This is a genomic window from Pseudomonas sp. R-28-1W-6, from assembly GCF_009799925.1.
In the GTDB taxonomy this organism is placed as follows: Bacteria; Pseudomonadota; Gammaproteobacteria; order Pseudomonadales; family Pseudomonadaceae; genus Aquipseudomonas.
In genome coordinates, this window is the sequence record NZ_WELK01000002.1 from 676,682 (window position 1) to 701,502 (window position 24,821).

37 protein-coding genes are annotated in these 24,821 nt (G+C 61.8%); 1 reads left to right on the forward strand and 36 read right to left on the reverse strand.

All coding sequences use genetic code 11. The annotated features are described in order from the left end of the window. Window position 1: 1 nt before the first annotated feature. The 7 genes from F3I62_RS07380 to F3I62_RS07410 all read right to left on the reverse strand — a co-directional run bounded on the left by F3I62_RS07380 (window position 2) and on the right by F3I62_RS07410 (window position 6,614). Window positions 2-241 (reverse strand): DUF2933 domain-containing protein, encoded by a 240-nt coding sequence (locus F3I62_RS07380; protein ID WP_160488993.1) that lies wholly within the window; start codon window positions 239-241, stop codon window positions 2-4. A gap of 97 nt (window positions 242-338) precedes the next feature. Next, window positions 339-728 (reverse strand): hypothetical protein, encoded by a 390-nt coding sequence (locus tag F3I62_RS07385; RefSeq protein ID WP_160488994.1) that lies wholly within the window; start codon window positions 726-728, stop codon window positions 339-341. 84 nt (window positions 729-812) lie between these two features. After that, window positions 813-1,835, reverse strand: coding sequence for a cytochrome D1 domain-containing protein (locus F3I62_RS07390; RefSeq protein WP_160488995.1), 1,023 nt, complete (start codon window positions 1,833-1,835; stop codon window positions 813-815). A gap of 148 nt (window positions 1,836-1,983) precedes the next feature. Then, entirely contained in the window at window positions 1,984-4,146 is a 2,163-nt protein-coding gene (locus tag F3I62_RS07395; protein WP_160488996.1) for a TonB-dependent copper receptor, read from the reverse strand. 62 nt (window positions 4,147-4,208) lie between these two features. Then, window positions 4,209-4,583, reverse strand: coding sequence for a hypothetical protein (locus F3I62_RS07400; protein WP_160488997.1), 375 nt, complete (start codon window positions 4,581-4,583; stop codon window positions 4,209-4,211). Window positions 4,584-4,706: 123 nt separating this feature from the next. Beyond that, window positions 4,707-5,210, reverse strand: a complete 504-nt coding sequence (locus tag F3I62_RS07405; RefSeq protein WP_160082894.1) for a single-stranded DNA-binding protein — start codon at window positions 5,208-5,210, stop codon at window positions 4,707-4,709. 9 nt (window positions 5,211-5,219) lie between these two features. Beyond that, window positions 5,220-6,614 (reverse strand): MFS transporter, encoded by a 1,395-nt coding sequence (locus F3I62_RS07410; protein WP_160488998.1) that lies wholly within the window; start codon window positions 6,612-6,614, stop codon window positions 5,220-5,222. A gap of 133 nt (window positions 6,615-6,747) precedes the next feature. Here F3I62_RS07410 and uvrA point away from each other — a divergent pair, with 133 nt between their 5' ends. Then, window positions 6,748-9,582: an excinuclease ABC subunit UvrA gene (gene uvrA / locus F3I62_RS07415; protein WP_160488999.1), complete on the forward strand. Its 2,835-nt coding sequence runs from the start codon at window positions 6,748-6,750 to the stop codon at window positions 9,580-9,582. A 175-nt stretch (window positions 9,583-9,757) separates the two neighbouring features. Here the strand turns inward: uvrA and rplQ are convergent, their stop codons facing one another. From rplQ to tuf, 29 genes are all read right to left on the reverse strand, one after another. After that, window positions 9,758-10,144: a 50S ribosomal protein L17 gene (rplQ, locus tag F3I62_RS07420; RefSeq protein ID WP_160082900.1), complete on the reverse strand. Its 387-nt coding sequence runs from the start codon at window positions 10,142-10,144 to the stop codon at window positions 9,758-9,760. A 43-nt stretch (window positions 10,145-10,187) separates the two neighbouring features. Further along, a complete protein-coding gene (gene rpoA, locus F3I62_RS07425; RefSeq protein ID WP_160489000.1) occupies window positions 10,188-11,189 on the reverse strand; it encodes a DNA-directed RNA polymerase subunit alpha in 1,002 nt (333 codons plus the stop codon). Between the two features lie 22 nt (window positions 11,190-11,211). Continuing rightward, window positions 11,212-11,832 carry a 30S ribosomal protein S4 gene (gene rpsD, locus F3I62_RS07430; RefSeq protein WP_160082912.1) on the reverse strand — a complete coding sequence of 207 codons (621 nt, stop codon included), beginning with the start codon at window positions 11,830-11,832 and terminating at the stop codon, window positions 11,212-11,214. A gap of 16 nt (window positions 11,833-11,848) precedes the next feature. After that, window positions 11,849-12,238, reverse strand: coding sequence for a 30S ribosomal protein S11 (rpsK, locus tag F3I62_RS07435; protein WP_021702690.1), 390 nt, complete (start codon window positions 12,236-12,238; stop codon window positions 11,849-11,851). A 30-nt stretch (window positions 12,239-12,268) separates the two neighbouring features. Continuing rightward, a complete protein-coding gene (gene rpsM / locus F3I62_RS07440; RefSeq protein ID WP_004883692.1) occupies window positions 12,269-12,625 on the reverse strand; it encodes a 30S ribosomal protein S13 in 357 nt (118 codons plus the stop codon). Between the two features lie 133 nt (window positions 12,626-12,758). Next, window positions 12,759-12,875, reverse strand: coding sequence for a 50S ribosomal protein L36 (rpmJ, locus tag F3I62_RS07445; protein WP_002555468.1), 117 nt, complete (start codon window positions 12,873-12,875; stop codon window positions 12,759-12,761). Between the two features lie 30 nt (window positions 12,876-12,905). Further along, the gene (secY, locus tag F3I62_RS07450; protein ID WP_160489001.1) at window positions 12,906-14,234 is read right to left on the reverse strand and encodes a preprotein translocase subunit SecY; all 1,329 of its coding nucleotides are present in this window, start codon (window positions 14,232-14,234) and stop codon (window positions 12,906-12,908) included. Next, window positions 14,235-14,669 carry a 50S ribosomal protein L15 gene (gene rplO / locus F3I62_RS07455; RefSeq protein ID WP_160082916.1) on the reverse strand — a complete coding sequence of 145 codons (435 nt, stop codon included), beginning with the start codon at window positions 14,667-14,669 and terminating at the stop codon, window positions 14,235-14,237. A 3-nt stretch (window positions 14,670-14,672) separates the two neighbouring features. Beyond that, on the reverse strand, window positions 14,673-14,849 hold the full coding sequence (gene rpmD / locus F3I62_RS07460) for a 50S ribosomal protein L30 (protein ID WP_003176408.1): 177 nt from the start codon (window positions 14,847-14,849) through the stop codon (window positions 14,673-14,675). Window positions 14,850-14,851: 2 nt separating this feature from the next. Continuing rightward, window positions 14,852-15,379 carry a 30S ribosomal protein S5 gene (gene rpsE, locus F3I62_RS07465; protein ID WP_160489002.1) on the reverse strand — a complete coding sequence of 176 codons (528 nt, stop codon included), beginning with the start codon at window positions 15,377-15,379 and terminating at the stop codon, window positions 14,852-14,854. A gap of 3 nt (window positions 15,380-15,382) precedes the next feature. Then, window positions 15,383-15,733, reverse strand: a complete 351-nt coding sequence (gene rplR, locus F3I62_RS07470) for a 50S ribosomal protein L18 (protein ID WP_021219603.1) — start codon at window positions 15,731-15,733, stop codon at window positions 15,383-15,385. 10 nt (window positions 15,734-15,743) lie between these two features. Continuing rightward, window positions 15,744-16,277 carry a 50S ribosomal protein L6 gene (gene rplF / locus F3I62_RS07475; protein ID WP_160489003.1) on the reverse strand — a complete coding sequence of 178 codons (534 nt, stop codon included), beginning with the start codon at window positions 16,275-16,277 and terminating at the stop codon, window positions 15,744-15,746. 12 nt (window positions 16,278-16,289) lie between these two features. Beyond that, window positions 16,290-16,682 (reverse strand): 30S ribosomal protein S8, encoded by a 393-nt coding sequence (gene rpsH / locus F3I62_RS07480; protein WP_160489004.1) that lies wholly within the window; start codon window positions 16,680-16,682, stop codon window positions 16,290-16,292. A gap of 179 nt (window positions 16,683-16,861) precedes the next feature. Next, complete coding sequence (rpsN, locus tag F3I62_RS07485) at window positions 16,862-17,167, reverse strand: 30S ribosomal protein S14 (RefSeq protein ID WP_160082924.1); 306 nt, start codon at window positions 17,165-17,167, stop codon at window positions 16,862-16,864. A gap of 13 nt (window positions 17,168-17,180) precedes the next feature. Further along, window positions 17,181-17,720, reverse strand: coding sequence for a 50S ribosomal protein L5 (gene rplE, locus F3I62_RS07490; protein WP_160082926.1), 540 nt, complete (start codon window positions 17,718-17,720; stop codon window positions 17,181-17,183). Between the two features lie 19 nt (window positions 17,721-17,739). Further along, on the reverse strand, window positions 17,740-18,054 hold the full coding sequence (rplX, locus tag F3I62_RS07495) for a 50S ribosomal protein L24 (RefSeq protein ID WP_160082928.1): 315 nt from the start codon (window positions 18,052-18,054) through the stop codon (window positions 17,740-17,742). 12 nt (window positions 18,055-18,066) lie between these two features. Beyond that, a complete protein-coding gene (gene rplN, locus F3I62_RS07500) occupies window positions 18,067-18,435 on the reverse strand; it encodes a 50S ribosomal protein L14 (RefSeq protein WP_160082930.1) in 369 nt (122 codons plus the stop codon). Between the two features lie 23 nt (window positions 18,436-18,458). Beyond that, window positions 18,459-18,725 carry a 30S ribosomal protein S17 gene (gene rpsQ, locus F3I62_RS07505; RefSeq protein ID WP_160082932.1) on the reverse strand — a complete coding sequence of 89 codons (267 nt, stop codon included), beginning with the start codon at window positions 18,723-18,725 and terminating at the stop codon, window positions 18,459-18,461. 2 nt (window positions 18,726-18,727) lie between these two features. Further along, window positions 18,728-18,919, reverse strand: coding sequence for a 50S ribosomal protein L29 (rpmC, locus tag F3I62_RS07510; RefSeq protein WP_160082934.1), 192 nt, complete (start codon window positions 18,917-18,919; stop codon window positions 18,728-18,730). Further along, a complete protein-coding gene (gene rplP / locus F3I62_RS07515; protein ID WP_160082936.1) occupies window positions 18,919-19,332 on the reverse strand; it encodes a 50S ribosomal protein L16 in 414 nt (137 codons plus the stop codon). Before rplP ends, rpmC begins: the two co-directional genes overlap by 1 nt. Window positions 19,333-19,344: 12 nt before the next feature. Continuing rightward, on the reverse strand, window positions 19,345-20,031 hold the full coding sequence (gene rpsC, locus F3I62_RS07520) for a 30S ribosomal protein S3 (protein ID WP_160082938.1): 687 nt from the start codon (window positions 20,029-20,031) through the stop codon (window positions 19,345-19,347). Between the two features lie 13 nt (window positions 20,032-20,044). Beyond that, window positions 20,045-20,377 carry a 50S ribosomal protein L22 gene (rplV, locus tag F3I62_RS07525; protein WP_003103908.1) on the reverse strand — a complete coding sequence of 111 codons (333 nt, stop codon included), beginning with the start codon at window positions 20,375-20,377 and terminating at the stop codon, window positions 20,045-20,047. 11 nt (window positions 20,378-20,388) lie between these two features. Further along, window positions 20,389-20,664 carry a 30S ribosomal protein S19 gene (gene rpsS / locus F3I62_RS07530; protein ID WP_010486981.1) on the reverse strand — a complete coding sequence of 92 codons (276 nt, stop codon included), beginning with the start codon at window positions 20,662-20,664 and terminating at the stop codon, window positions 20,389-20,391. Between the two features lie 16 nt (window positions 20,665-20,680). Beyond that, window positions 20,681-21,505 carry a 50S ribosomal protein L2 gene (gene rplB / locus F3I62_RS07535; protein ID WP_160082940.1) on the reverse strand — a complete coding sequence of 275 codons (825 nt, stop codon included), beginning with the start codon at window positions 21,503-21,505 and terminating at the stop codon, window positions 20,681-20,683. 14 nt (window positions 21,506-21,519) lie between these two features. After that, window positions 21,520-21,819, reverse strand: coding sequence for a 50S ribosomal protein L23 (gene rplW, locus F3I62_RS07540; protein WP_160082942.1), 300 nt, complete (start codon window positions 21,817-21,819; stop codon window positions 21,520-21,522). Then, complete coding sequence (gene rplD / locus F3I62_RS07545) at window positions 21,816-22,418, reverse strand: 50S ribosomal protein L4 (RefSeq protein WP_160082944.1); 603 nt, start codon at window positions 22,416-22,418, stop codon at window positions 21,816-21,818. The genes rplW and rplD overlap by 4 nt, the downstream gene beginning before the upstream one ends. Window positions 22,419-22,432: 14 nt before the next feature. Next, window positions 22,433-23,068, reverse strand: coding sequence for a 50S ribosomal protein L3 (gene rplC / locus F3I62_RS07550; protein WP_160489005.1), 636 nt, complete (start codon window positions 23,066-23,068; stop codon window positions 22,433-22,435). 83 nt (window positions 23,069-23,151) lie between these two features. Continuing rightward, window positions 23,152-23,463: a 30S ribosomal protein S10 gene (gene rpsJ, locus F3I62_RS07555; RefSeq protein WP_003186070.1), complete on the reverse strand. Its 312-nt coding sequence runs from the start codon at window positions 23,461-23,463 to the stop codon at window positions 23,152-23,154. A 153-nt stretch (window positions 23,464-23,616) separates the two neighbouring features. After that, window positions 23,617-24,810: an elongation factor Tu gene (tuf, locus tag F3I62_RS07560; protein ID WP_160489006.1), complete on the reverse strand. Its 1,194-nt coding sequence runs from the start codon at window positions 24,808-24,810 to the stop codon at window positions 23,617-23,619. Between the last annotated feature and the right edge of the window lie 11 nt (window positions 24,811-24,821).

Genomic DNA, 24,821 nt, shown 5'->3' on the forward strand with positions numbered 1-24,821 from the left:
GTCAGCTCCTGTCGTCGTCCCCGGGTGGCTGCGCCCCATCGCGATGCTGCCGGTGACCGCCATGGTGATGGCCGAACAGATGCATCAGCGGGCACAGCAGGAGGATCACATAGGGCAGCAGCTGGGAGATATGGCCGTAGTGCTCGCGGGCCAGGTAGAACAGCGCGATGACCAGCAGCATGCCCAGGGCGATGGCGGGCTTGCTCCTCCAGAATGAGGGCGAGGGGAGCGGATGGATCATGCCGGAAACTCCTGAACGGTGGAGACAAGGCCCGGCAGCGAAACCGCCGGGGCATCTGGCGCGGTGTGGAAGGCTGGCAGCGCCAGCGCGGGGCCGGCTAAGCGTTGAGGCGGACGAAACGCAGGCGGGCGGGCGGCCTTGGCGGCGCGGGGCGGAGCAGGACGAGGCTGGCAAACAGGGCCGGGGCGACGGCGCTCAGCAGCAGGAGTGACAACGGCAGCCAGGTGCCATAGGCAGCAGGATCGAGCCCGGGCAGGCCGGGCGACGGACTCAGGGCCGAGGCACTGTCGGCGCAAAACTGCAGGCAACCGGTGGCATGCGCGGCGTGGCCAGCGGCATGGCCCGCGGCGTAGGTCCCATGCGTGGCGCTCGGGTCATGGCGCGGCAGGCTCAGGCAACCCTGGCTCGCCGCCAGCCCGCAGGCCAGCAGCCATAGCGCGAGGGCCAGGCGTACCAGCAGCGATTGATGAGTGCGGAACCAGACCATGCCTGAGCAGCCACCTAAGGTTTCGTTTGCAACCTGCATCCGGCCAACGACCGTTGACTCCTAACAACCTTAGCCGCTCCCGGCCTACTCGGCCTGCGCGGGGGCGTAGCTGATGCCGTTGGGCCCGGCGCCGACCCGGTGCGTGGCGACGACCGTGCGGCTGGCCGTGTCGATCACCGACACACTGCCCGCCTCGATATTGCTGACGAAGACATAGGCGCCGTCGCTGCTGATGGCCACGCCGTGGGCGCCCTGGCCGGTGGTCACGCTGCCGATGGTCTGGCGCGCCTGCAGGTCGACGATCGAGACCCGGTCGTCGGGCTTCTCGCTGCTGCCCTGGTTGGCCACATAGACCTGCCGGCCGTCGGCGCCGGCCATCACCTGGATCGGCGTGCGGCCGACGCCGACGCGGCCGACCAGACGCTGACTGGCGGTATCGATGATGCCCAGCTGGTTGGTCGCGCTCAGCGAGACGAACGCCTGGCGGCCGTCCGGGGTGAAGCCGACCTGCACCGGTGCGCCGGCCACGGCGATCTGCGCGGTTTCCTTGAGCGCGGCGCTGTCGATCACCGATACGCTGTCGCCGCGCATATTGGCCACGTACAGCGTGCGCCCGTCCGGACTGAGGCGCAGGCCATGGGGATAGCGGCCGGTCGCGACGCTGGCGATTTCGGCCCGCTGCTGCAGGTCGAACACCCGCAGGCGATCGGCCGCCGAGTCGGTCACGAAGGCGCGCCGCCCCGCCGCGTCGGTCACCACATGGGCCGGATGCTCGCCCGCCGGCAGGCTGAACACCGGCTGGTCGAGGGCGGCGGTGGCGAACACCAGCAGTTGCCCGCCGGCACTCTCGTCGGCGTGATGTGCGCCATGGGCGGGCATGCCCACGGCCAGCAGCAGGCTGCCGTCGGCGGACACCTGCACATTGTGCGGCGCGATGGGCAGGGCGATGGTGCGCACCTCGCCGCTGTCGAGCTGCACCTGGCTGAGCGAGGCGCCACGCTCGTTGGCGGTGTAGACGCGGCCGCTCGGCGCGGCCAGGGCAAGGCCTAGGTGGCTGGCCAGGCCGAGGCCGAGGGCGAAAGCAGCGAAGCGTTGGGTATGGCGCATGGCGATCTCCCCGCCAGTGAACAGGATCCCGGGGCTGGCGGCGCCGGGTGCCTGAACAGGTTGCGCGGGGTAGTCACGCCTGTCCTTGATGGGCGTCAACAATAGGCGCGGCCCCGCCCGCCAACGAGCGGACGGGGCCAGGCCCGACTCAGAAGCTCAGGTCCAGCTTGGTCCACAGGGTCCGCCCCGGCTCGTCGATCGCCACGGGCTCGGCCGGGTAGCCGAAACCGGCATCGCCGGCGCGGTTGAGGTGTTCGGCGTAGTCCTGGTCGAACAGGTTGTCGATGCCGGCGCTGAGCTTGAGGTGCTCGCTGAGCCGGTAGGCGCCGTTGAGGGAGAACACGGCGAAGCCGGCGCTCGTGCCGAAGTCCTGACCGACCACGTTGCCCTTGCCCTCGGCCACCCGGTTCTGCGCCGCCACCACACGCCACAGGGCGCCGGCACTCCAGTCGTCACGCTGGTAGTTCAGGCCCAGGCGCGCCTCCAGCGGCGGCATCTGCGGCAGGGCCTGGCCATCGGAACTGTTCTTGCCCCAGGCGTAGGCCAGGGTGGCGTCGGTGTTCCAGTTGTCGGTGAGGTCGTAGGCCAGGCCCAGCTCGCCGCCGAGGATGCGCGCATCGATGTTGTCGGCCTGGGACACCAGACTGCCCATCGGGTTGCGGCTGTAGCTGAACAGGATGTAGTCGCGCACCTGGCCGACGTAGCCGGAGGCCCAGGCCTGCAGGCCTGCGCCGGCGTACTGCAGGCCGAAGTCGAGCTGGGTGGTCTTCTCCGGCTGAATGCCGTCGAAGGCATTGACCTCGCCGACCGGCGCGCGCTTGGGCGAATACAGCTCCCAGTAGTCGGGGAAGCGTTGCACATGGCCGAGGCCGGCGTAGAGGGTGGTCGGCGAATCGGCCAGGTCGTACTCGTAGCGGGCGAAGCCGCTGGGCAGGGTGTCGCTGCGGCGCTCGCCGGCGGTCGGGTTGGCCCGCGCCACGCTCATGTGCGTGACGGTCTGTCGGTAGTCCGTGGCATCGGCGTGGTCCAGGCGCGCACCGACGACCACCCGGCTGCGCTCGGCGGCATGCCAGGTCAGCTCGCCGAAGGCGCCGTAGTCGTGCATCACCGAGTCCTTGGTCCAGGGGAACTGGTCGGCATCGGTGTACCGCGCCGGCTGGCCCATCATCGCCATGCGGTAGCTGGAGGCGCGGGCCCGGTGCTCGCTGCGCAGGGCATCGACCCCGGCGACCAGCTCCATCTCGCTCCACAGCCAGGTGGCGGCCAGGCGCCCGCCGGTGGTGCGGCGGTCGACCTGGGAGGCCATCGGCATGGGCATCATGCTGCCCGGGTCGGGCTGGCGCAGGCTGAAGTTGTCCATCACGTGGTCGGCGTAGTTGTAGTAGAGCTGCGCCTCCAGCTTGTTCAGGGTGCCGCCCAGGTTGCTCTTCTCGATGCGCAGGGCGAGGCTTTCGCGGGCGAACTGTGCGCCGTCCATGCTGCGCCCGGCGTAGCGCGCCTCGCCGTCGCCCTTGCCGGCGCTGAGTTCGACCAGGGTGTCGGCATCCGGCGTCCAGCCGAGGGCGACGTCGCCGTTCCACTTGCTCCAGCGCGACGGCACCGTGTTGCCGTCGCCATCGGCATAGTCGTCGGCCTGCGCCTGGTTGCCGACGAAGCGCAGGTAGCCCTGTTCGCCGCCGACGGCGCCATCCAGCACCCGGTCGAAGCGCCCGTTGGAGCCGCCGAGCAGGCTGGCATGCAGGCGGCTGCCCAGCTCGCCGAAGCGCTCCGGCTCGCGCTCGAACAGCACCGTGCCGGCCGAGGCACCGGGGCCCCAGAGCACGGACTGCGGACCCTTGATCACGGTCAACTTGTCGTAGGTTTCCGGGGAGATGTAGGAACTCGGCGCATCCATGCGCCCCGGACAGGCGCCGAGCATCAGGCCGCCGTTGCTGCGCAGGTTGATCCGCGAGCCGAACATGCCGCGCAGCACCGGGTCACCATTGGTGCCGCCGCTGCGGATCGCGGAGAAACCGGGGATGGTCTTCAGGTAATCGGTGGCATCGCTGGCCGGCACCGGCTGACGGGCATCCTTGGGATTGGCCTGCACCGTGAGCGGCGAACTCTGCTGCACGGCGGTGATCACCGTGGGTTCGAGTTCGGCCAGTGGCAGGGGCGCAGCCGGCGCCTGTGGCTCGGCCGCCAGCAGCGGCGCCGTCAGGGCCAGACCACTGCACAGGGCGAAGGCCCGCTGCCAGCGCAGGCATTGCGGATCGAGGGCAAACGGAGAAAAACGGCCGGCAGCGGCCGGCGAGAAACGACGGACAGTCATGATGTTTCCTGAATGCAAAGACAGCAGGACGCCCCCGCAACGAGGGCGCAGATGGGCTGAAGTCAGGAAACGCGCGGCGGCGCGCGGTTGGGCGGGGCGACCAGGAACGGCGGGCTGAGCGCCAGCAGTTCGGCGAAGCGCGGGCGCTGCGGCGACGGCGCCACCACGGGCGGCGGTGGGCTGAAGGGGAAGGACTGCACGCCGGCCAGGTGCGCGCCGCACTGCAGGCAGGGCAGCTGCTGGCTGGTGGAGCTGCCGTCGTCCTGTTCGCTCAGCTGCCACTGCACGCCGTGCGAGGTACACAGCAGCATGAAGCCATCGGCACTCATCAGCGGCATCGCCCACAGCGGCATGCTCACGCGCAGCAGCATGCCCACCAGGGCAAAGGCGTACAGCCAATCGCGGAAACTGCGGCTGAGTGGGTTCAGGGTCGACATCCTTCCAGGTCGACGCATTCTAACGGGATGAGCGCGCGGCACAGGGGGACACAGCGTCGCACCCCAGAAACGAAAAGCCCGCAATCAAGCGGGCTTTTCGTTGGCACTACGGCGCGATTCGACTCAGAACGGAATGTCGTCGTCGAAGCTGTCGTAGTCCGCTGCAGGCTGCTGCTGGGCGGCCGGCTGCGGCGCCGGGCGCTGCTGCGGGGCAGACTGTTGCGGCGCCGGGCGCGACTGCTGCTGACGCGGGGCGTACTCACCGCCGCCTTCGCTGTTGCCGCCACGGCCGCCGAGCAGCTGCAGGGTGCCGTTCATGTCGACCACGATCTCGGTGGTGTAGCGCTTGACGCCGTCCTTCTCCCACTCGCGGGTCTGCAGGCGGCCTTCGATGTAGCACTGGCCGCCCTTGCGCAGGTACTCGCCGGCGATCTCGGCGAGCTTGCCGAAGAACACCACGCGGTGCCATTCGGTGCGCTCCTGCTGCTGGCCGGTCTGCTTGTCCTTCCAGCTGTCGGTGGTGGCCAGGGTGATGTTGGTCACCGCGTTGCCATTGGGCAGATAACGGGTTTCCGGGTCGCCGCCGACGTTACCGATCAGAATGACTTTGTTTACCCCACGGGCCATTTCGTTCTCCTAAGCTGAATGCGTAACCGGCGCCTCTTCGAGCTCCCGCTCGAGCAACGCACGATCCAATTGTTGGGTGTCCACTTTGATGTACAGGGCCGCTTCCTCGGCGACAACCACGGCGTCAGCGACGCCGGGTATGGCCAGCAGGCGCCCCACCAGTCCGGAATCGGCCAGGGCCGCGCTACTCAACGGCCGGCGCAGACTGGTCACGTAAGGCGGCTCGCGCATAGTAGCAGCTATAAAAACCCAGAAAAGAGCCAGCAGCGCACATCCGACGAACACGGCACCGAGGCCGCCGAACTGGTACAGCCAGCCGCCGAGGATACCGCCCAGTGCCGCGCCGAGGAACTGGCTGGTGGAGTACACGCCCATCGCCGTGCCCTTGCCGCCCGCCGGCGAGACCTTGCTGATCAGCGAGGGCAGCGACGCCTCGAGCAGGTTGAACGCGGTGAAGAACAGGACGATCCCCACGACCAGCAGGCGCAGACTGTTGCCGCACAGCCAGAAGAACAGTTCACAGAGCAGCAACACCAGCACCGCGCCGGTCAGCACGCGCTTCATCTGGCGCTTCTTCTCGGCGTAGATGATGAACGGCACCATGGCGAAGAAGCCGATCAGCAGCGCGCTGAGGTAGACCCACCAATGTTCTTCCTTGGCCAGCCCGCCCTGCTCCACCAGCGCCAGCGGCAGGGCGATGAAGCTGGCCATGAGGATGGCGTGGAGAACGAAGATGCCCAGGTCCAGACGCAGCAGATCGGGGTTGCGCAGGGTCGGCCACAGCGCCTGCCTGGCCACCCCGGACTCGCGGTGCTGCAGGGTGCTGGAGGCCCGCGGGACCATGCCGGCGACGATCAGGATGCCGAGCAGGGCCATGCCCGCGGTGACCCAGAACAGCCCGGACAGGCCGAAGGCGCGGGTCAGCAGCGGGCCGGTGACCATGGCCACGGCGAACGACAGACCGATGCTCATGCCGATCATGGCCATGGCCTTGGTGCGGTGCTGTTCGCGGGTGAGGTCGGAGAGCAGCGCCATCACCGCCGCGGAAATCGCCCCGGCGCCCTGCAGCACGCGGCCGGCGATCACCCCCCAGATGGAGTCGGCGGTGGCGGCCAGGGCCGCGCCGGCGGCGAAGATCAGCAGGCCGACGTAGATCACCGGCAGGCGGCCGATGCGGTCGGAGAGGATGCCGAAGGGAATCTGCAACACCGCCTGGGTCAGGCCGTAGGCACCGATGGCCAGGCCGATCAGCAGCGGCGTGGCGCCGGCCAGGTCCATGCCGTAGGTGGCCAGCACCGGCAACACCATGAACATGCCCAGCATGCGGAAGGCGAACACCAGGGCCAGGCCGCTAGCCGCGCGGGTCTCGCCGGCGCTCATGCGCTCGCTGTGCGGATCGTGCATCGATAAACCCCATGAAAACGAGGCGGCGATTCTATCAGCCGCAGCCCGCGCGGCACAGGCGTGACGCTTTGCCGCTCACTGGCGCGCAGCCGTATACTTGGCGGTTTCCAGGCGCCAAACGAGGCTGCTGTTCGTGGATAAGATTCTGATTCGTGGGGCGCGTACCCATAACCTGAAAAACATCGACCTGACCCTGCCGCGCGACAAGCTGATCGTGATCACTGGCCTGTCCGGTTCCGGCAAGTCGTCGCTGGCCTTCGACACGCTCTACGCCGAGGGTCAGCGCCGCTACGTCGAGTCGCTGTCGGCCTATGCCCGGCAGTTCCTGTCGATGATGGAAAAGCCCGACGTCGACACCATCGAAGGCCTGTCGCCGGCGATCTCCATCGAGCAGAAGTCCACCTCGCACAACCCGCGCTCGACCGTCGGCACCATCACCGAGATCTACGACTACCTGCGCCTGCTCTACGCCCGCGTCGGCATCCCGCGCTGTCCGGACCACGACCTGCCGCTGGAGGCGCAGACCGTCAGCCAGATGGTCGACCAGGTCCTGGCCCTGCCCGAAGGCAGCAAGCTGATGCTGCTGGCCCCGGTCATTCGCGAGCGCAAGGGCGAGCACCTGTCGGTGTTCGAGGAGCTGCGCGCCCAGGGCTTCGTCCGCGCCCGGGTCAACGGCAAGCTGCATGAGCTGGACGAGCTGCCCAAGCTGGACAAGCAGAAGAAGCACTCCATCGACGTGGTGGTCGACCGCTTCAAGGTCCGCGAGGACCTGCAGCAGCGCCTGGCCGAATCCTTCGAGACCGCGCTCAAGCTGGCCGACGGCCTGGCCCTTGTGGCGCCGATGGATGATGAGCTGGGCGAGGAAATCATCTTCTCCGCGCGCTTCGCCTGCCCGGTCTGCGGCCACTCGATCAGCGAACTGGAACCCAAGCTGTTCTCCTTCAACAACCCGGCCGGCGCCTGCCCGACCTGCGACGGCCTGGGCGTGAAGCAGTTCTTCGACACCCGCCGCCTGGTCAATGGCGAGCTGACCCTGGCCGAGGGGGCGATCCGCGGCTGGGACCGGCGCAACGTCTACTACTTCCAGATGCTCGGCTCGCTGGCCGCGCACTATGGCTTCAGCCTGGAGGTGCCGTTCGAGGAACTCAGCCAGGAAGACCGCCAGGCCATCCTGCATGGCAGCGGCAAGGACAACGTCGAGTTCCGCTACCTCAACGACCGCGGCGACATCGTCAAGCGTGCGCACCCCTTCGAAGGCATAGTGCCGAACCTGGAACGCCGCTACCGCGAGACCGAGTCGACCACCGTGCGCGAGGAGCTGGCCAAGTTCCTCAGCACCCAGCCCTGCCCGGACTGCCGTGGCACCCGCCTGCGCCGCGAGGCGCGGCATGTGTGGGTCGGCGAGCGCACCCTGCCGGCCGTCACCGGCCTGCCGATCGGCGACGCCACCGAGTACTTCGGCAGCCTGGCGCTGACCGGCCGGCGCGGCGAGATCGCCGACAAGATCCTCAAGGAAATCCGCGAGCGCCTGCAGTTCCTGGTCAACGTCGGCCTCGACTACCTGACCCTGGACCGCAGCGCCGACACCCTGTCCGGCGGCGAGGCCCAGCGCATCCGCCTGGCCAGCCAGATCGGCGCCGGCCTGGTCGGGGTGATGTACATCCTCGACGAGCCGTCGATCGGCCTGCACCAGCGCGACAACGAGCGCCTGCTCGGCACCCTGCGCCACCTGCGCGACATCGGCAACACGGTGATAGTGGTCGAGCACGACGAGGACGCCATCCGCATGGCCGACTACGTGGTGGATATCGGCCCCGGTGCTGGCGTGCATGGCGGGCGCATCGTCGCCGAGGGCACGGCCGCCGAAGTCATGGCCCACCCCGACTCGTTGACCGGCAAGTACCTGTCCGGGCGCGAGAAGATCCGCTATCCGGCCAACCGCACTCCACGCAACAAGAAGCTGGCGCTGAAGATCAAGGGCGCGCGCGGCAACAACCTGCGCAACGTCGACCTGGAAATCCCGATCGGCCTGCTCACCTGCGTCACCGGCGTGTCCGGCTCGGGCAAGTCGACCCTGATCAACAACACCCTGTTCCCCCTGGCGGCCACCGCGCTGAATGGCGCGACCACCCTGGAAGCCGCCGCCCACGACAGCATCGACGGCCTGCAGCACCTGGACAAGGTGGTCGACATCGACCAGAGCCCGATCGGCCGCACGCCGCGCTCGAATCCCGCGACCTACACCGGCCTGTTCACCCCGATCCGCGAGCTGTTCGCCGGTGTGCCGGAGTCGCGCTCGCGTGGCTACGGCGCCGGGCGCTTCAGCTTCAACGTCAAGGGCGGGCGCTGCGAGGCCTGCCAGGGCGATGGCCTGATCAAGGTGGAGATGCACTTCCTGCCGGACATCTACGTGCCGTGCGACGTGTGCAAGAGCAAGCGCTACAACCGCGAAACCCTGGAGATCAAGTACAAGGGCAAGAGCATCCACGAGGTGCTGGAGATGACCATCGAGGAGGCCCGCGAGTTCTTCGACGCGGTGCCGGCGCTGGCGCGCAAGCTGCAGACGCTGATGGATGTCGGCCTGTCCTACATCAAGCTGGGCCAGTCGGCGACCACCCTGTCCGGCGGCGAGGCGCAGCGGGTCAAGTTGAGCCGCGAGCTGAGCAAGCGCGACACCGGCAAGACCCTGTACATCCTCGACGAGCCGACCACCGGCCTGCACTTCGCCGATATCCAGCAACTGCTCGATGTGTTGCACCGCCTGCGCGACCACGGCAACACGGTGGTGGTGATCGAGCACAACCTGGACGTGATCAAGACCGCCGACTGGCTGGTCGACCTCGGCCCCGAGGGCGGCTCCAAGGGCGGCATGATCATCGCCACCGGCACCCCGGAAGAAGTCGCCGCGATGGCGCAGTCGCACACCGGGCACTTCCTCAAGCCGCTGCTGGAGCGCGATCGGGGCTAAATCAGCCGCGCAACAAAAGGCCGGGCAATGCCCGGCCTTTTTTATGCAGCCTTACCCACCGGCTGCCGAAGACGCGCACCAGAACGGCCTCAACCACGGAGAACCCGGGCGGACACATTTTCTGCAGACACAAAAAACCGGGCACTGGGCCCGGTTCTTCGCAGACGGTTAAGTCTTACTCGGCGTCTACTGCTGCGCCGCCGACCGGACGGTCGACCAGCTCAACATAAGCCATCGGAGCATTGTCGCCAGCGCGGAAACCGCACTTGAGGATACGCAGGTAACCACCCTGACGAGTGGCGTAGCGCTTGCCCAGATCATTGAACAGCTTGCCGACGATGGCTTTCGAACGAGTACGGTCGAAGGCCAGACGACGGTTGGCAACGCTATCTTCTTTAGCCAGAGTGATCAGCGGCTCGGCAACGCGGCGCAGTTCTTTGGCTTTCGGCAGAGTAGTTTTGATCAGCTCGTGCTCGAACAGCGAAACCGCCATGTTCTGGAACATGGCCTTGCGGTGGGCGCTGGTGCGGCTGAGGTGACGGCCACTTTTACGATGACGCATGGTTAAATTCCTTACCAAACTTCAAGTTCGGTGATCGTGACGATCAGGCAGTCGCCTTATCGTCTTTTTTCAGGCTTGCCGGCGGCCAGTTGTCGAGACGCATGCCGAGGGACAGGCCACGGGAGGCCAGAACGTCCTTAATCTCGGTCAGCGACTTCTTGCCCAGGTTCGGAGTTTTCAACAGTTCTACTTCGGTACGCTGGATCAGGTCGCCGATGTAGTAAATGTTCTCCGCCTTGAGGCAGTTGGCCGAACGAACGGTCAGTTCAAGGTCGTCAACCGGACGCAGCAGGATCGGATCGATCTCGTCTTCCTGCTCAATCACGACCGGCTCGCTGTCACCTTTGAGGTCGACGAACGCGGCCAGCTGCTGTTGCAGGATGGTCGCAGCACGACGGATAGCCTCTTCCGGATCCAGAGTACCGTTGGTTTCCAGGTCAATGACCAGTTTATCCAGGTTGGTACGCTGCTCGACGCGGGCGTTTTCAACCACGTAGGCCACGCGACGGACCGGGCTGAACGAGGAGTCCAGCTGCAGACGGCCGATGCTACGGCTCTCGTCTTCATCGCTCTGACGGGCATCAGCCGGTTCGTAGCCACGGCCACGACGTACGGTGAGCTTCATGTTCAGAGCGCCGTTGTCCGCCAGGTTGGCGATAACGTGATCGCCGTTGACGATCTCGACATCGTGATCCAGCTGAATATCGGCAGCAGTGACCACACCCGAGCCCTTCTTGGCCAGAGTCAGGGTGACTTCGTCACGACCGTGCAGCTTGATAGCCAGGCCTTTGAGATTCAGGAGGATCTCGATGACATCTTCCTGAACACCTTCGATGGCGCTGTACTCGTGGAGTACACCGTCAATCTCGGCCTCGACTACTGCACAGCCAGGCATGGAGGACAACAGGATGCGACGCAGCGCGTTGCCCAGGGTGTGGCCAAAGCCACGCTCGAGAGGCTCGAGAGTGATCTTGGCGCGGGTCGGACTGACCACCTGCACATCGATGTGGCGGGGGGTCAGGAACTCATTTACCGAAATCTGCATGGATGCACCTATTTTCTAGCCCTTACTTGGAGTAGAGCTCGACAATCAGGCTTTCGTTGATGTCGGCAGACAGGTCGCTGCGAGCCGGGACGTTCTTGAAAACGCCAGACTTCTTCTCAGCATCCACTTCCACCCACTCAACGCGACCGCGTTGTGCGCACAGCTCGAGAGCTTGCACGATGCGCAGTTGGTTCTTCGCCTTTTCGCGAACTGCCACGACGTCACCAGCTTTAACCTGGTAGGACGGGACGTTCACGGTCGAACCGTTCACGGTGATCGCCTTGTGCGATACCAGCTGACGGGACTCGGCACGGGTAGCACCAAAGCCCATACGGTAAATCACGTTATCCAGACGGCACTCCAGCAGTTGCAGGAGGTTTTCGCCGGTAGCGCCTTTACGGCTAGCAGCCAGTTTGTAGTAGCTGCTGAACTGACGCTCCAGAACACCGTAGATGCGGCGAACTTTCTGCTTTTCACGCAGCTGGGTACCGTAGTCGGACTGACGACCACGGCGAGCGCCGTGCTGGCCAGGAGCCGATTCGATGTTGCATTTCGATTCAAGCGCGCGCGCACCACTCTTCAGGAAGAGATCGGTGCCTTCACGACGAGACAGTTTGCATTTGGGACCAATGTAACGAGCCATTCTTCACTGTCTCCTATTACACGCGACGCTTCTTCGGCGGACGGCACCCGTTATGCGGGATCGGCGTCACGTCGGTGATGCTGGCGATTTTGTAGCCGCAGGCGTTCAGAGCACGCACAGCGGATTCGCGACCAGGACCTGGGCCCTTGACGTTGACGTCGAGGTTTTTCAGGCCGTATTCCAAGGCTGCTTGACCAGCACGCTCGGCAGCCACCTGGGCAGCGAACGGCGTGGACTTACGGGAGCCGCGGAAACCGGAACCACCGGAGGTCGCCCAAGACAGGGCATTACCTTGACGGTCGGTAATGGTCACGATGGTGTTGTTGAAAGACGCGTGGATGTGGGCGATCCCATCAACCACTGTCTTTTTGACTTTCTTACGAGTACGAGCAGCAGGCTTAGCCATGACTTATTTCCTGTCGATTCGCGGGCGCAATTACTTGCGGATCGGCTTACGCGGGCCCTTACGGGTACGCGCGTTGGTCTTGGTGCGCTGACCGCGGACCGGAAGGCCACGGCGATGACGCAGGCCGCGGTAGCAACCCAGGTCCATCAGACGCTTGATTTTCATGTTGATTTCGCGGCGCAGGTCACCTTCGGTGGTGAACTTGGCGACTTCGCCACGCAGCTGCTCGATCTGCTCGTCAGAGAGATCTTTGATCTTTGCCGCCGGGTTGACGCCGGTGGTTGCACAGATTTTCTGTGCAGTGGTGCGACCAACACCGTAGATGTAGGTCAGCGAGATAACAGTGTGCTTGTTATCCGGAATGTTGACGCCTGCAATACGGGCCATTCAGTGGAACTCCAATTGACAGCTACCCACGCCCTGGAAGCCAAGAAATAGGGCGCGCGATATTAGCGCTGTAATAACAAAGAATCAACCCGGCAGCGCACTAGCTGCCGGGCTCATTACGCGTAAATCACACTCAGCCTTGGCGCTGCTTGTGACGCGGCTCCGCGCTGCAGATCACGCGAACAACACCTTCGCGGCGAATGATCTTGCAGTTGCGGCACAGCTTCTTGACCGATGCACGAACTTTCATCAGTAACTCCTAGAACCTTACGGTGCGATGTCAGCGGAGCATGCCGCCGCCATAACCCTTCAGGTTGGCTTTCTTCATCAGGGATTCGTACTGGTGCGAAACGAGGTGAGATTGCACTTGAGACATAAAGTCCATCACAACCACGACCACGATCAGCAACGAGGTCCCGCCAAGGTAGAACGGTACATTCGCCGCAACCACCAGGAACTGGGGCAGCAGGCAAACAGCCGTCATGTACAGAGCACCGAACATGGTCAAGCGGGTCAGCACGCCATCGATATAGCGCGCAGATTGCTCACCCGGACGGATACCCGGAATAAAGGCACCGGACTTCTTCAGGTTTTCCGCTACGTCTTTCGGGTTGAACATCAGCGCCGTATAGAAGAAGCAGAAGAAAACGATCCCTGCACTAAACAGCAGAATGTTCAACGGCTGACCGGGAGCGATCGCCTGCGAAATATCCTGCAGCCAGCCCAGACCTTCGGACTGACCGAACCAAGAACCCAGCGAGGCCGGGAACAGCAGGATACTGCTGGCAAAAATGGCCGGGATTACGCCCGCCATGTTCACCTTCAGGGGCAGGTGGCTGGTCTGCGCAGCGAAGACCTTGCGGCCCTGCTGACGCTTGGCGTAGTGCACCGCAATGCGACGCTGGCCACGCTCAATGAACACCACGAAACCGATGATCGCTACCGCCAGCAGACCGATGGCAATCAGGGCGAAGATATTGATATCGCCCTGCCGAGCAGACTCGAAAGACTGCCCGATTGCCGACGGCAAACCGGCCACGATGCCAGCAAAAATCAGCATCGAGATACCGTTGCCGACACCGCGCTCGGTGATTTGCTCGCCCAGCCACATCATGAACATAGCGCCGGCCACGAAGGTCGTCACCGCCACGAAGTGGAAGCCGAAATCAGTCGAGAACGCCACACCCTGGCTAGCCAGGCCAACGGCCATGCCGATAGCCTGAACAACAGCCAGGATCAAGGTGCCGTAGCGGGTGTACTGGCTGATCTTGCGACGGCCAGCTTCCCCTTCCTTCTTCAACTGCTCCAGCTGCGGGCTGACGACGGTCATCAGCTGCATGATGATCGATGCCGAGATGTACGGCATGATCCCCAGCGCAAAGATGCTCATCCGCTCCAGCGCGCCGCCGGAAAACATGTTGAACAGGCTAAGAATGGTCCCCTCGTTCTGTCGAAACAGCTCGGCCAGCCGGTCAGGGTTTATTCCGGGCACCGGAATATGCGCGCCGATCCGATAGACGATGATCGCCAGGAACAGGAAACGCAGCCGAGCCCACAGCTCGGACAACCCGCCATTGCTGAGCGCTGAGAGAGCACCTTGCTTAGCCATTTAGTCCTCGAACTTGCCGCCAGCTGCTTCGATAGCCGCACGCGCACCTTTGGTGGCGGCGATACCTTTCAGGGTAACCGCACGAGTAACCTCGCCGGACAGCATGACTTTCACACGCCGTACGTTTTGGTTAATCAGGTTGGCATCCTTGAGCGACTGCACGGTAACGACATCGCCTTCCACCTTGGCCAGCTCGGAAGTGCGCACTTCTGCACGATCCATGGCTTTCAGGGAAACGAAGCCGAACTTCGGCAGACGACGGTGCAACGGCTGTTGACCACCCTCGAAACCCGGAGCAATAGTGCCACCGGAGCGGGAGGTTTGACCCTTGTGGCCGCGGCCACCGGTCTTACCCAAACCACTACCGATACCACGACCCGGACGATGCTTCTCGCGACGGGAACCCGGCGCAGGACTCAGATCATTGAGTTTCATCGATTAACCCTCGACGCGCAGCATGTAGTAAGCCTTGTTGATCATCCCGCGATTCTCGGGAGTATCCTGGACTTCTACAGTGTGACCGATGCGACGCAGACCCAGACCCTTAACGCACAGTTTGTGGTTAGGGATACGACCGGTCATGCTCTTGATCAGCGTAACTTTTACGGTAGCCATGATCAGCGGATCTCCTCAACGCTCTTGCCGCGCTTGGCAGCAATAGACTGAGGGGACTGCATGGCCTTCAGACCCTTGAAGGTGGCATGAACCACGTTCACTGGGTTGGTCGAGCCGTAGCACTTGGCCAGAACGTTCTGCACGCCAGCCACTTCCAGCACGGCACGCATGGCGCCGCCGGCGATGATGCCGGTACCTTCGGAAGCCGGCTGCATGAACACGTGGGACGCGCCATGAACTGCCTTCATCGGGTATTGCAGGGTGGTGCCGTTCAGGTCGACCTGAATCATGTTGCGGCGTGCAGCTTCCATCGCTTTCTGGATGGCGGCAGGCACTTCGCGGGACTTGCCACGACCGAAGCCAACACGACCCTTACCATCACCTACCACGGTCAACGCGGTGAAAGTGAAGATACGGCCGCCTTTGACGGTCTTGGCAACGCGGTTAACCTGCACCAGCTTCTCGATGTAGCCTTCGTCGCGGCTGTCGTCGCGATTGTCGCGATCGCGTCTTTGCTCGTGATTTGCCATAACTTAGAACTCCAGCCCGCCTTCACGAGCAGCATCAGCCAGCGCTTTCACACGGCCGTGGTACTTGAAGCCAGAACGATCGAACGCAACCTGGGTAACGCCAGCGGCTTTCGCACGCTCGGCAACCAGCTGGCCAACCTTTTTGGCCGCGTCGACGTTGCCAGTGGCGCCGTCACGCAGTTCTTTGTCCAGAGTCGAGGCGGTAGCCAGGACCTTGGCGCCGTCGGCCGAAATGACCTGGGCGTAGATGTGCTGGGAAGAGCGGTACACGCAGAGGCGTACGGTTTCCAGCTCGCGCATTTTCAGGCGTGCCTTGCGAGCGCGACGCAGACGAGTTTCTTTCTTTACGCTCATTTGCTATGCCCTACTTCTTCTTAGCTTCTTTACGACGGACGACTTCGTCGGCGTAACGCACACCCTTGCCTTTGTAAGGCTCTGGCGGACGGAAGTCGCGAATCTCGGCAGCCACCTGACCAACCTTCTGCTTGTCGATGCCCTTGATCAGGATATCGGTCTGGCTCGGGGTCTCAGCGGTAATGCCTTCCGGCAGTTCGTAGTCCACCGGGTGCGAGAAGCCAAGAGCAAGGTTCAGCACCTGGCCTTTGGCCTGGGCTTTGTAACCCACACCAACCAGTTGCAGCTTGCGCTCAAAGCCCTGGCTTACGCCAATGACCATGTTGTTGACCAACGCACGAGTGGTACCGGCCATGGCACGGTTCTGCTGATCGCCATTACGCGCAGCAAAACGCAGCTCACCAGCTTCCTGGATCACTTCCACGGACGAATGTACATTCAGCTCCAGGGTGCCCTTGGCGCCCTTAACCGAAAGCCGCTGGCCAGCGAGATTAATCTCGACACCTGCCGGCAGCTTGACGGGGTTCTTAGCAACGCGAGACATGCTTATCCCCCCTTAGAACACAGTGCAAAGCACTTCGCCGCCGACACCGGCAGCGCGCGCAGCGCGATCCGTCATCACACCCTTGTTGGTGGAGACGATGGATACACCGAGACCGCCGCGAACTTTCGGCAGCTGGTCGACGGGCTTGTACTGGCGCAGACCAGGGCGGCTGACGCGTTTTACTTCTTCAATGACCGGACGGCCTTCGAAGTACTTCAGCTCGATGGACAGCTGCGGTTTTACGTCGCTGCTGATCTGATAACCCGCAATATAACCTTCGTTCTTCAGAACCTGGGCTACAGCCACCTTCAGCTTGGAAGACGGCATGCTTACGACGGACTTTTCAGCCATCTGGGCATTACGGATACGAGTTAGCATGTCCGCTAACGGGTCCTGCATACTCATGGGCTAGATGCTCCTAAACAAAAAGAACAGCCTTACGGCTGGAACCATCCTGAACCGACGACTAAAAGCCAGGCTCAGGAGAGCCGGACATTATAGAGATCGATCAAAAATGAATCAAGCCCCGAAAGGGGCTTGATGCATAGAAAGACAAAGCCGGCACTAGGCCGGCTTCGCTTTTGTTACCAGCTGGCCTTGACCAGACCCGGTACATCACCGCGCATCGCCGCTTCGCGCAGCTTGTTACGGCCGAGGCCGAACTTGCGGTACACGCCGTGCGGACGGCCGGTGATGCGGCAACGGTTACGCAGGCGGCTGGCGCTGGCGTCACGCGGTTGCTTTTGCAGGGCGACCTGGGCTTCCCAACGCTGCTCCGGAGTGGAGTTCGGGTTGGCGATAACAGCTTTCAGCTCGGCACGCTTTTTGGCGTACTTGGCTACCGTTTGCTGACGCTTCAGCTCACGGTTTTTCATGCTCATTTTGGCCATGATCCAACTCCAATCAGTTGCGGAACGGGAACTTGAAAGCGCGCAGCAGAGCGCGGCCTTCGTCGTCCGTACGGGCAGTGGTGGTCAGGGTGATGTCCAGACCACGCAGCGCATCGATCTTGTCGTAATCGATTTCCGGGAAAATGATCTGCTCTTTGACACCCATGCTGTAGTTGCCACGGCCGTCGAAGGACTTGGCATTCAGGCCGCGGAAGTCACGCACGCGCGGCAGGGAGATCGCGAGCAGGCGATCCAGGAATTCGTACATACGATCGCGACGCAGGGTCACCTTGACGCCGATCGGCCAGCCCTCGCGAACCTTGAAGCCTGCAATCGACTTGCGGGCGTAGGTCACGACGGCTTTCTGACCGGTGATCTTTTCCATGTCGGCAACAGCGTGCTCGATGACTTTCTTGTCGCCGATCGCTTCGCCCAGACCCATGTTCAGGGTGATCTTGGTAACGCGCGGAACTTCCATCACGTTGCCCAGCTTCAGCTCTTCCTTCAGCTTGGGCGCGATTTCTTTCCGGTAAATCTCTTTCAGTCGTGCCATGGTGTTCTACCTATGATTCTCAAGCGCCAACCGGCTTTTGGGTGGACTTGAAGACACGAATCTTTTTGCCGTCTTCGACTTTGAAACCAACGCGGTCAGCCTTGTTGGTTTCACCGTTGAAAATGGCGACGTTAGAGACGTGCAGAGGCGCCTCTTTCTCGACGATACCGCCTTGGGCGCCCAGCATCGGGTTCGGCTTGGTGTGGCGCTTCACCAGGTTGATCCCACCAACGACCAGACGGTCGTCAGCGAGAACCTTGAGCACCTTGCCACGCTTACCTTTGTCTTTGCCGGCGATCACGATGATCTCGTCGTCACGACGAATCTTTTGCATGACGGCTTCTCCTTACAGCACTTCGGGGGCGAGCGAGACGATCTTCATGAACTTCTCAGAGCGAAGTTCACGAGTCACTGGCCCGAAGATACGGGTGCCGATCGGCTCTTGCTTGTTGTTCAGCAGAACAGCAGCGTTGCCATCAAAGCGGATGATCGAGCCATCAGGACGACGTACGCCGTGACGGGTACGGACCACAACAGCGGTCATTACCTGGCCTTTCTTCACTTTACCGCGCGGAATTGCTTCCTTGACGGTGACCTTGATGATGTCGCCAATACCGGCGTAACGACGGTGCGAACCACCCAGGACCTTGATGCACATAACGCGACGAGCGCCGCTGTTGTCAGCGACCTCGAGCATGGATTGAGTCTGAATCATATAATTTCTCCGACCCCTAGTCCTTAGACTTCCACGGCACGTTCGACGACTTCGACCAGCGCCCAAGACTTGGTCTTGGCCAGCGGACGGGTCTCACGGATGGTGACCTTGTCGCCGATGTGGCACTGGTTGGTTTCGTCGTGGGCGTGCAGTTTGGTCGAACGCTTCACGTATTTACCGTAGATCGGGTGCTTAACACGACGCTCGATCAGAACGGTAATGGTCTTGTCCATTTTGTCGCTGACGACGCGGCCAGTCAGCGTGCGGACGGTTTTCTCAGCTTCAGCCATGATTACTTACCTGCCTGCTGGGTGAGCACAGTCTTCACGCGAGCAATGTCGCGCTTCACTTGCGAGAGCAGGTGAGACTGCCCCAACTGACCAGTTGCCTTCTGCATGCGCAGATTGAACTGGTCGCGCAGCAGACCGAGCAGTTGCTCGTTCAGCTGCTGAACCGATTTTTCACGAAGTTCATTCGCTTTCATCACATCACCGTCCGCTTAACAAAGGAGGTGGCGAGGGGCAGCTTTGCAGCAGCCAGGGCGAAAGCCTCACGCGCCAGCTCTTCTGGAACACCTTCGATCTCGTACAGCACTTTGCCCGGCTGGATCTGCGCCACCCAGTACTCAACGCCGCCCTTCCCTTTACCCATACGAACTTCGAGGGGCTTTTTGGTGACAGGCTTGTCCGGGAACACACGGATCCAGATTTTACCGCCACGCTTAACGTGACGAGTCAGGGCACGACGAGCCGATTCGATCTGACGAGCAGTCAGACGGCCACGTGCAACAGCTTTCAGGGCGAATTCGCCGAAGCTGACTTTGCTACCGCGCTGAGCCAGACCACGGTTGTGGCCAGTCATCTGCTTGCGGAATTTTGTACGCTTGGGTTGCAGCATTTTGCGTACTCCTTACTTGGCAGCTTTTTTACGAGGAGCGGGCGCTTGAGGTTTCAGCTCTTCTTTGAGGCCACCGATGACCTCACCTTTGAAGATCCAAACCTTCACGCCGATCACACCGTAAGTGGTGTGCGCTTCGTAAGTGGCGTAATCGATATCGGCACGCAGGGTGTGCAGAGGCACACGACCTTCGCGATACCACTCGGTACGGGCGATTTCTGCACCGCCAAGACGACCGCTCACCTGGATCTTGATGCCCTTGGCACCAATACGCATGGCGTTTTGTACGGCACGTTTCATGGCGCGGCGGAACATCACACGACGCTCCAGCTGCTGAGCAACGCTCTGCGCTACCAACAGACCGTCGAGCTCCGGCTTGCGGATCTCTTCGATGTTGATGTGCACCGGCACACCCATTTGCTTGGTCAGGTCCTGACGCAGCTTCTCAACATCTTCACCTTTCTTGCCGATCACGATGCCGGGACGAGCGGTGTGGATGGTGATGCGTGCAGTCTGAGCCGGACGAGCGATGTCGATACGGCTTACGGACGCGCTTTTTAGTTTGTCTTGGAGGTACTCACGGACCTTCAGGTCGGCAAACAGATAATCAGCGTATTGACGCTTGTCTGCATACCAAACGGAGGTGTGCTCCTTGACGATTCCCAGGCGAATGCCAGTGGGATGTACTTTCTGACCCATCTGATCGACTCCGTTACTTGTCCGCAACCTTGACAGTGATATGGCAAGACCGCTTGACGATGCGATCAGCGCGGCCCTTGGCACGCGGCATGATGCGCTTCAGCGAACGCCCTTCGTTGACGAAGACGGTGCTGACCTTCAGGTCATCAACGTCAGCGCCTTCGTTATGCTCGGCGTTGGCTACGGCCGACTCCAGCACTTTTTTCATGATCTCGGCGGCTTTCTTACTGCTGAAAGCCAGGAGGTTGAGCGCTTCGCCCACCTTCTTCCCGCGGATCTGGTCGGCGACCAAGCGGGCTTTCTGGGCAGAGATGCGAGCGCCCGACAACTTAGCGGCTACTTCCATTTCCTTACCCCTTAACGCTTGGCTTTCTTGTCCGCCACGTGCCCACGATAAGTGCGGGTACCAGCGAACTCGCCGAGTTTGTGGCCGACCATGTCTTCGTTCACGAGAACCGGGACATGTTGACGACCGTTATGTACAGCGATGGTCAGACCGACCATCTGCGGCAGGATCATGGAACGGCGCGACCAGGTTTTAACCGGCTTGCGATCGTTCTTTTCCACCGCCACTTCGATCTTCTTCAGTAGGTGAAGATCGATAAAAGGACCTTTTTTCAGAGAACGCGGCACTGTCGTATCCCTCTAGTTACTTGCGACGACGGACGATCATTTTATCGGTGCGCTTGTTACCACGAGTCTTCGCGCCCTTAGTCGGGAAGCCCCATGGAGACACCGGATGACGGCCACCAGAGGTACGACCTTCACCACCACCATGCGGGTGGTCTACCGGGTTCATCGCCACGCCGCGAACGGTCGGGCGAACACCACGCCAGCGCTTGGCACCAGCTTTACCCAGCGAACGCAGGCTGTGCTCGGAGTTCGAGACTTCGCCCAGGGTCGCGCGGCATTCGGCCAGCACTTTGCGCATCTCGCCGGAGCGCAGACGCAGGGTGACGTAAGCACCTTCGCGAGCCACCAGCTGAGCCGAGGCACCAGCGGAACGCGCGATCTGAGCGCCTTTACCTGGCTTCAGCTCGATACCGTGAACGGTCGAACCCACCGGGATGCTGCGCAGCGACATGCTGTTGCCAGCCTTGATCGGAGCAGCGGCACCAGCGATCAGCTGGTCACCAGCACTCACACCTTTCGGCGCGATGATGTAGCGACGCTCGCCGTCTGCATACATCAGCAGAGCGATGTGTGCGGTACGGTTCGGATCGTATTCGATACGCTCGACAGTGGCAGGGATGCCATCTTTGTCGTTGCGACGGAAATCGACCAGACGATAGTGCTGCTTGTGACCACCGCCGATGTGGCGAGTGGTAATACGACCGTTGTTGTTACGGCCGCCAGTCTTCGACTTCTTCTCGAGCAGCGGAGCATAAGGAGCGCCTTTGTGCAGCTCCTGATTGACCACCTTGACCACGAAACGGCGGCCAGCGGAAGTCGGTTTGCATTTAACGATTGCCATGATGCACCCCTACCTTACTCAGCACTGCTGGCGAAATCGATGTCCTGGCCCGGCTGAAGAGCGATGTACGCCTTCTTCCAGTCGTTACGCTTGCCCACGCCGCGAGCGGTGCGCTTGCTTTTACCGAGAACGTTCACGGTATTAACAGCAGCCACTTTGACGTTGAACAGGCTTTCGACGGCCTTCTTGATTTCCAGCTTGGTTGCATCAGTGGCAACCTTGAAAACGAATTGGCTCTTGCCGTCCGCCAGCACAGTGGCTTTCTCGGAGACATGCGGGCCAACCAGCACTTTGAATACGCGTTCCTGGTTCATCCCAGCAGCTCCTCGAATTTCTTCACGGCGGACACGGTGACCAGCACCTTGTCGTAGGCGATCAGGCTGACAGGATCGGAACCTTGAACGTCACGTACGTCGACGTGCGGCAGGTTGCGCGCAGCCAGGTACAGATTCTGATCAACAGCGTCGGACACGATCAGAACGTCGTTCAGACCCATGCCATTCAGCTTGTTCAGGAGAACCTTGGTTTTCGGTGCATCAACAGCGAAGTCTTCCACGACAACCAGGCGATCAGCACGCACCAACTCGGAGAGGATCGAGCGCAGAGCGGCGCGATACATCTTCTTGTTGAGCTTCTGGTCGTGGTTCTGCGGACGAGCAGCGAAGGTCACACCACCGCCACGCCAGATCGGACCACGAGAGGTACCAGCACGAGCACGACCAGTGCCCTTCTGACGCCACGGACGCTTGCCGCCACCGGACACGTCGGAACGAGTCTTCTGCTGCTTGCTGCCCTGACGACCACCAGCCATGTAGGCGACAACGGCCTGGTGAACCAGGGTCTCGTTGTATTCGCTGCCGAAAGTCGCGTCGGAGACTTCGATCGCCTGAGCGTTAGTTACATTCAATTGCATCTCAGCATCTCCCCTTAACCGCGAGCCTTGGCAGCCGGACGCACAACCAGATTGCCGCCAGTAGCGCCAGGAACGGCACCCTTGACCAGCAGCAGATTGCGTTCAGCGTCGACGCGCACAACTTCCAGGGACTGCACGGTCACGCGCTCAGCGCCCAAATGACCGGACATTTTTTTGCCCTTGAATACACGACCAGGAGTCTGGCACTGGCCGATGGAACCCGGGACGCGGTGCGAGAGGGAGTTGCCGTGGGTATTGTCTTGACCGCGGAAGTTCCAGCGCTTGATGGTACCGGCAAAGCCTTTACCCTTGGATTCACCGGTGACATCCACCAGTTGACCAGCCTGGAACAGCTCGGCAGTAATCTGATCGCCAGCCTGGTACTCGCCTTCTGCAAGACGGAACTCCCAAACACCACGACCAGCTGCGACATTTGCCTTGGCAAAGTGGCCAGCCTGAGCCTTGGTTACGCGGGAAGCACGACGCTCACCAACGGTAACCTGCACGGCGCGATAGCCATCGCTTTCTTCAGTTTTGAACTGGGTGACGCGATTCGGCTCGATCTCAATGACCGTAACCGGAATGGAGACACCTTCTTCGGTGAAAATGCGGGTCATGCCGCACTTACGCCCGACTACACCAATAGTCATGTTGTAAACCTCATGAGTGTACGGGGCTTTCACCCGCTATGGCCGCCCATTTCAGAGCGTTACACGACTAAAACCCCAAGGTTTTAGCCGAGGCTGATCTGCACTTCCACGCCAGCCGCAAGGTCGAGCTTCATCAGCGCGTCAACGGTTTTATCCGTCGGCTGGACGATGTCCAGAACACGCTTATGAGTGCGAATCTCGTACTGATCGCGCGCGTCTTTGTTGACGTGCGGAGAGACCAGAACGGTGAAACGCTCCTTGCGAGTAGGCAGAGGAATAGGACCACGCACCTGAGCACCAGTACGTTTCGCGGTTTCCACGATTTCCTGGGTGGATTGATCGATCAGGCGATGGTCAAAAGCCTTCAACCGAATACGGATTTGTTGGTTTTGCATTTTGACCTCAGACTCTATCTCTGCTATCCCCAACGGACGGACTACGCCCGTTAAAAGGAGGCGTGATTGTACGGATGCGCCCAGGGGGTGTCAACTTTTGCACAGAAAACAGAAAAGGCCCCGAAGGGCCTTTTCCTTTACCGCGACAATCGATTACTCGACGATCTTGGCAACCACGCCGGCACCAACGGTACGGCCGCCTTCGCGAATCGCGAAACGCAGGCCGTCTTCCATGGCGATCGGCTTGATCAGGGTAACAACCATTTTCACGTTGTCGCCCGGCATTACCATTTCAACGCCTTCCGGCAGTTCGCACGAACCGGTTACGTCGGTGGTACGGAAGTAGAACTGCGGACGGTAGCCCTTGAAGAACGGGGTGTGACGACCACCTTCTTCCTTGGACAGCACGTACACTTCAGCTTCGAACTTGGTGTGCGGCTTGATGGTGCCCGGCTTGGCCAGAACCTGACCACGCTCCACGTCGTCACGCTTGGTGCCGCGCAGCAGTACGCCGCAGTTCTCGCCAGCACGACCTTCGTCGAGCAGCTTGCGGAACATTTCAACGCCGGTGCAGGTGGTCTTGGTGGTGTCACGCAGACCAACGATCTCGATTTCTTCCTGGATCTTGACGATACCGCGCTCTACACGACCGGTAACTACAGTACCGCGGCCGGAGATCGAGAATACGTCTTCGATCGGCATCAGGAACGGCTTGTCGATCGCACGAACCGGCTCAGGGATGTACACGTCCAGGGTTTCAACCAGCTTCTTGACGGCGCTGGTGCCCATTTCGTTGTCGTCCTGACCGTTCAGAGCCATCAGCGCGGAGCCGATGATGATCGGAGTGTCGTCACCCGGGAAGTCGTAGGTGGACAGCAGGTCGCGAACTTCCATCTCGACCAGTTCCAGCAGCTCGGCGTCGTCAACCATGTCGGCCTTGTTCAGGAACACGACGATGTAAGGAACGCCTACCTGACGGGACAGCAGGATGTGCTCGCGGGTCTGCGGCATCGGGCCGTCAGCAGCGGAGCAAACCAGGATCGCGCCGTCCATCTGGGCAGCACCGGTGATCATGTTTTTTACGTAGTCGGCGTGACCAGGGCAGTCAACGTGCGCGTAGTGGCGAACGGCCGAATCGTATTCAACGTGAGCGGTGTTGATGGTGATACCGCGAGCTTTTTCTTCCGGAGCGCTGTCGATCTTGTCGAAGTCGACACGAGCCGAACCGAATACTTCGGAGCAAACGCGAGTCAGAGCAGCGGTCAGGGTGGTTTTACCGTGGTCAACGTGACCGATGGTGCCTACGTTGACGTGCGGTTTGTTACGTTCAAACTTTTCTTTAGCCACGACTGTGAACC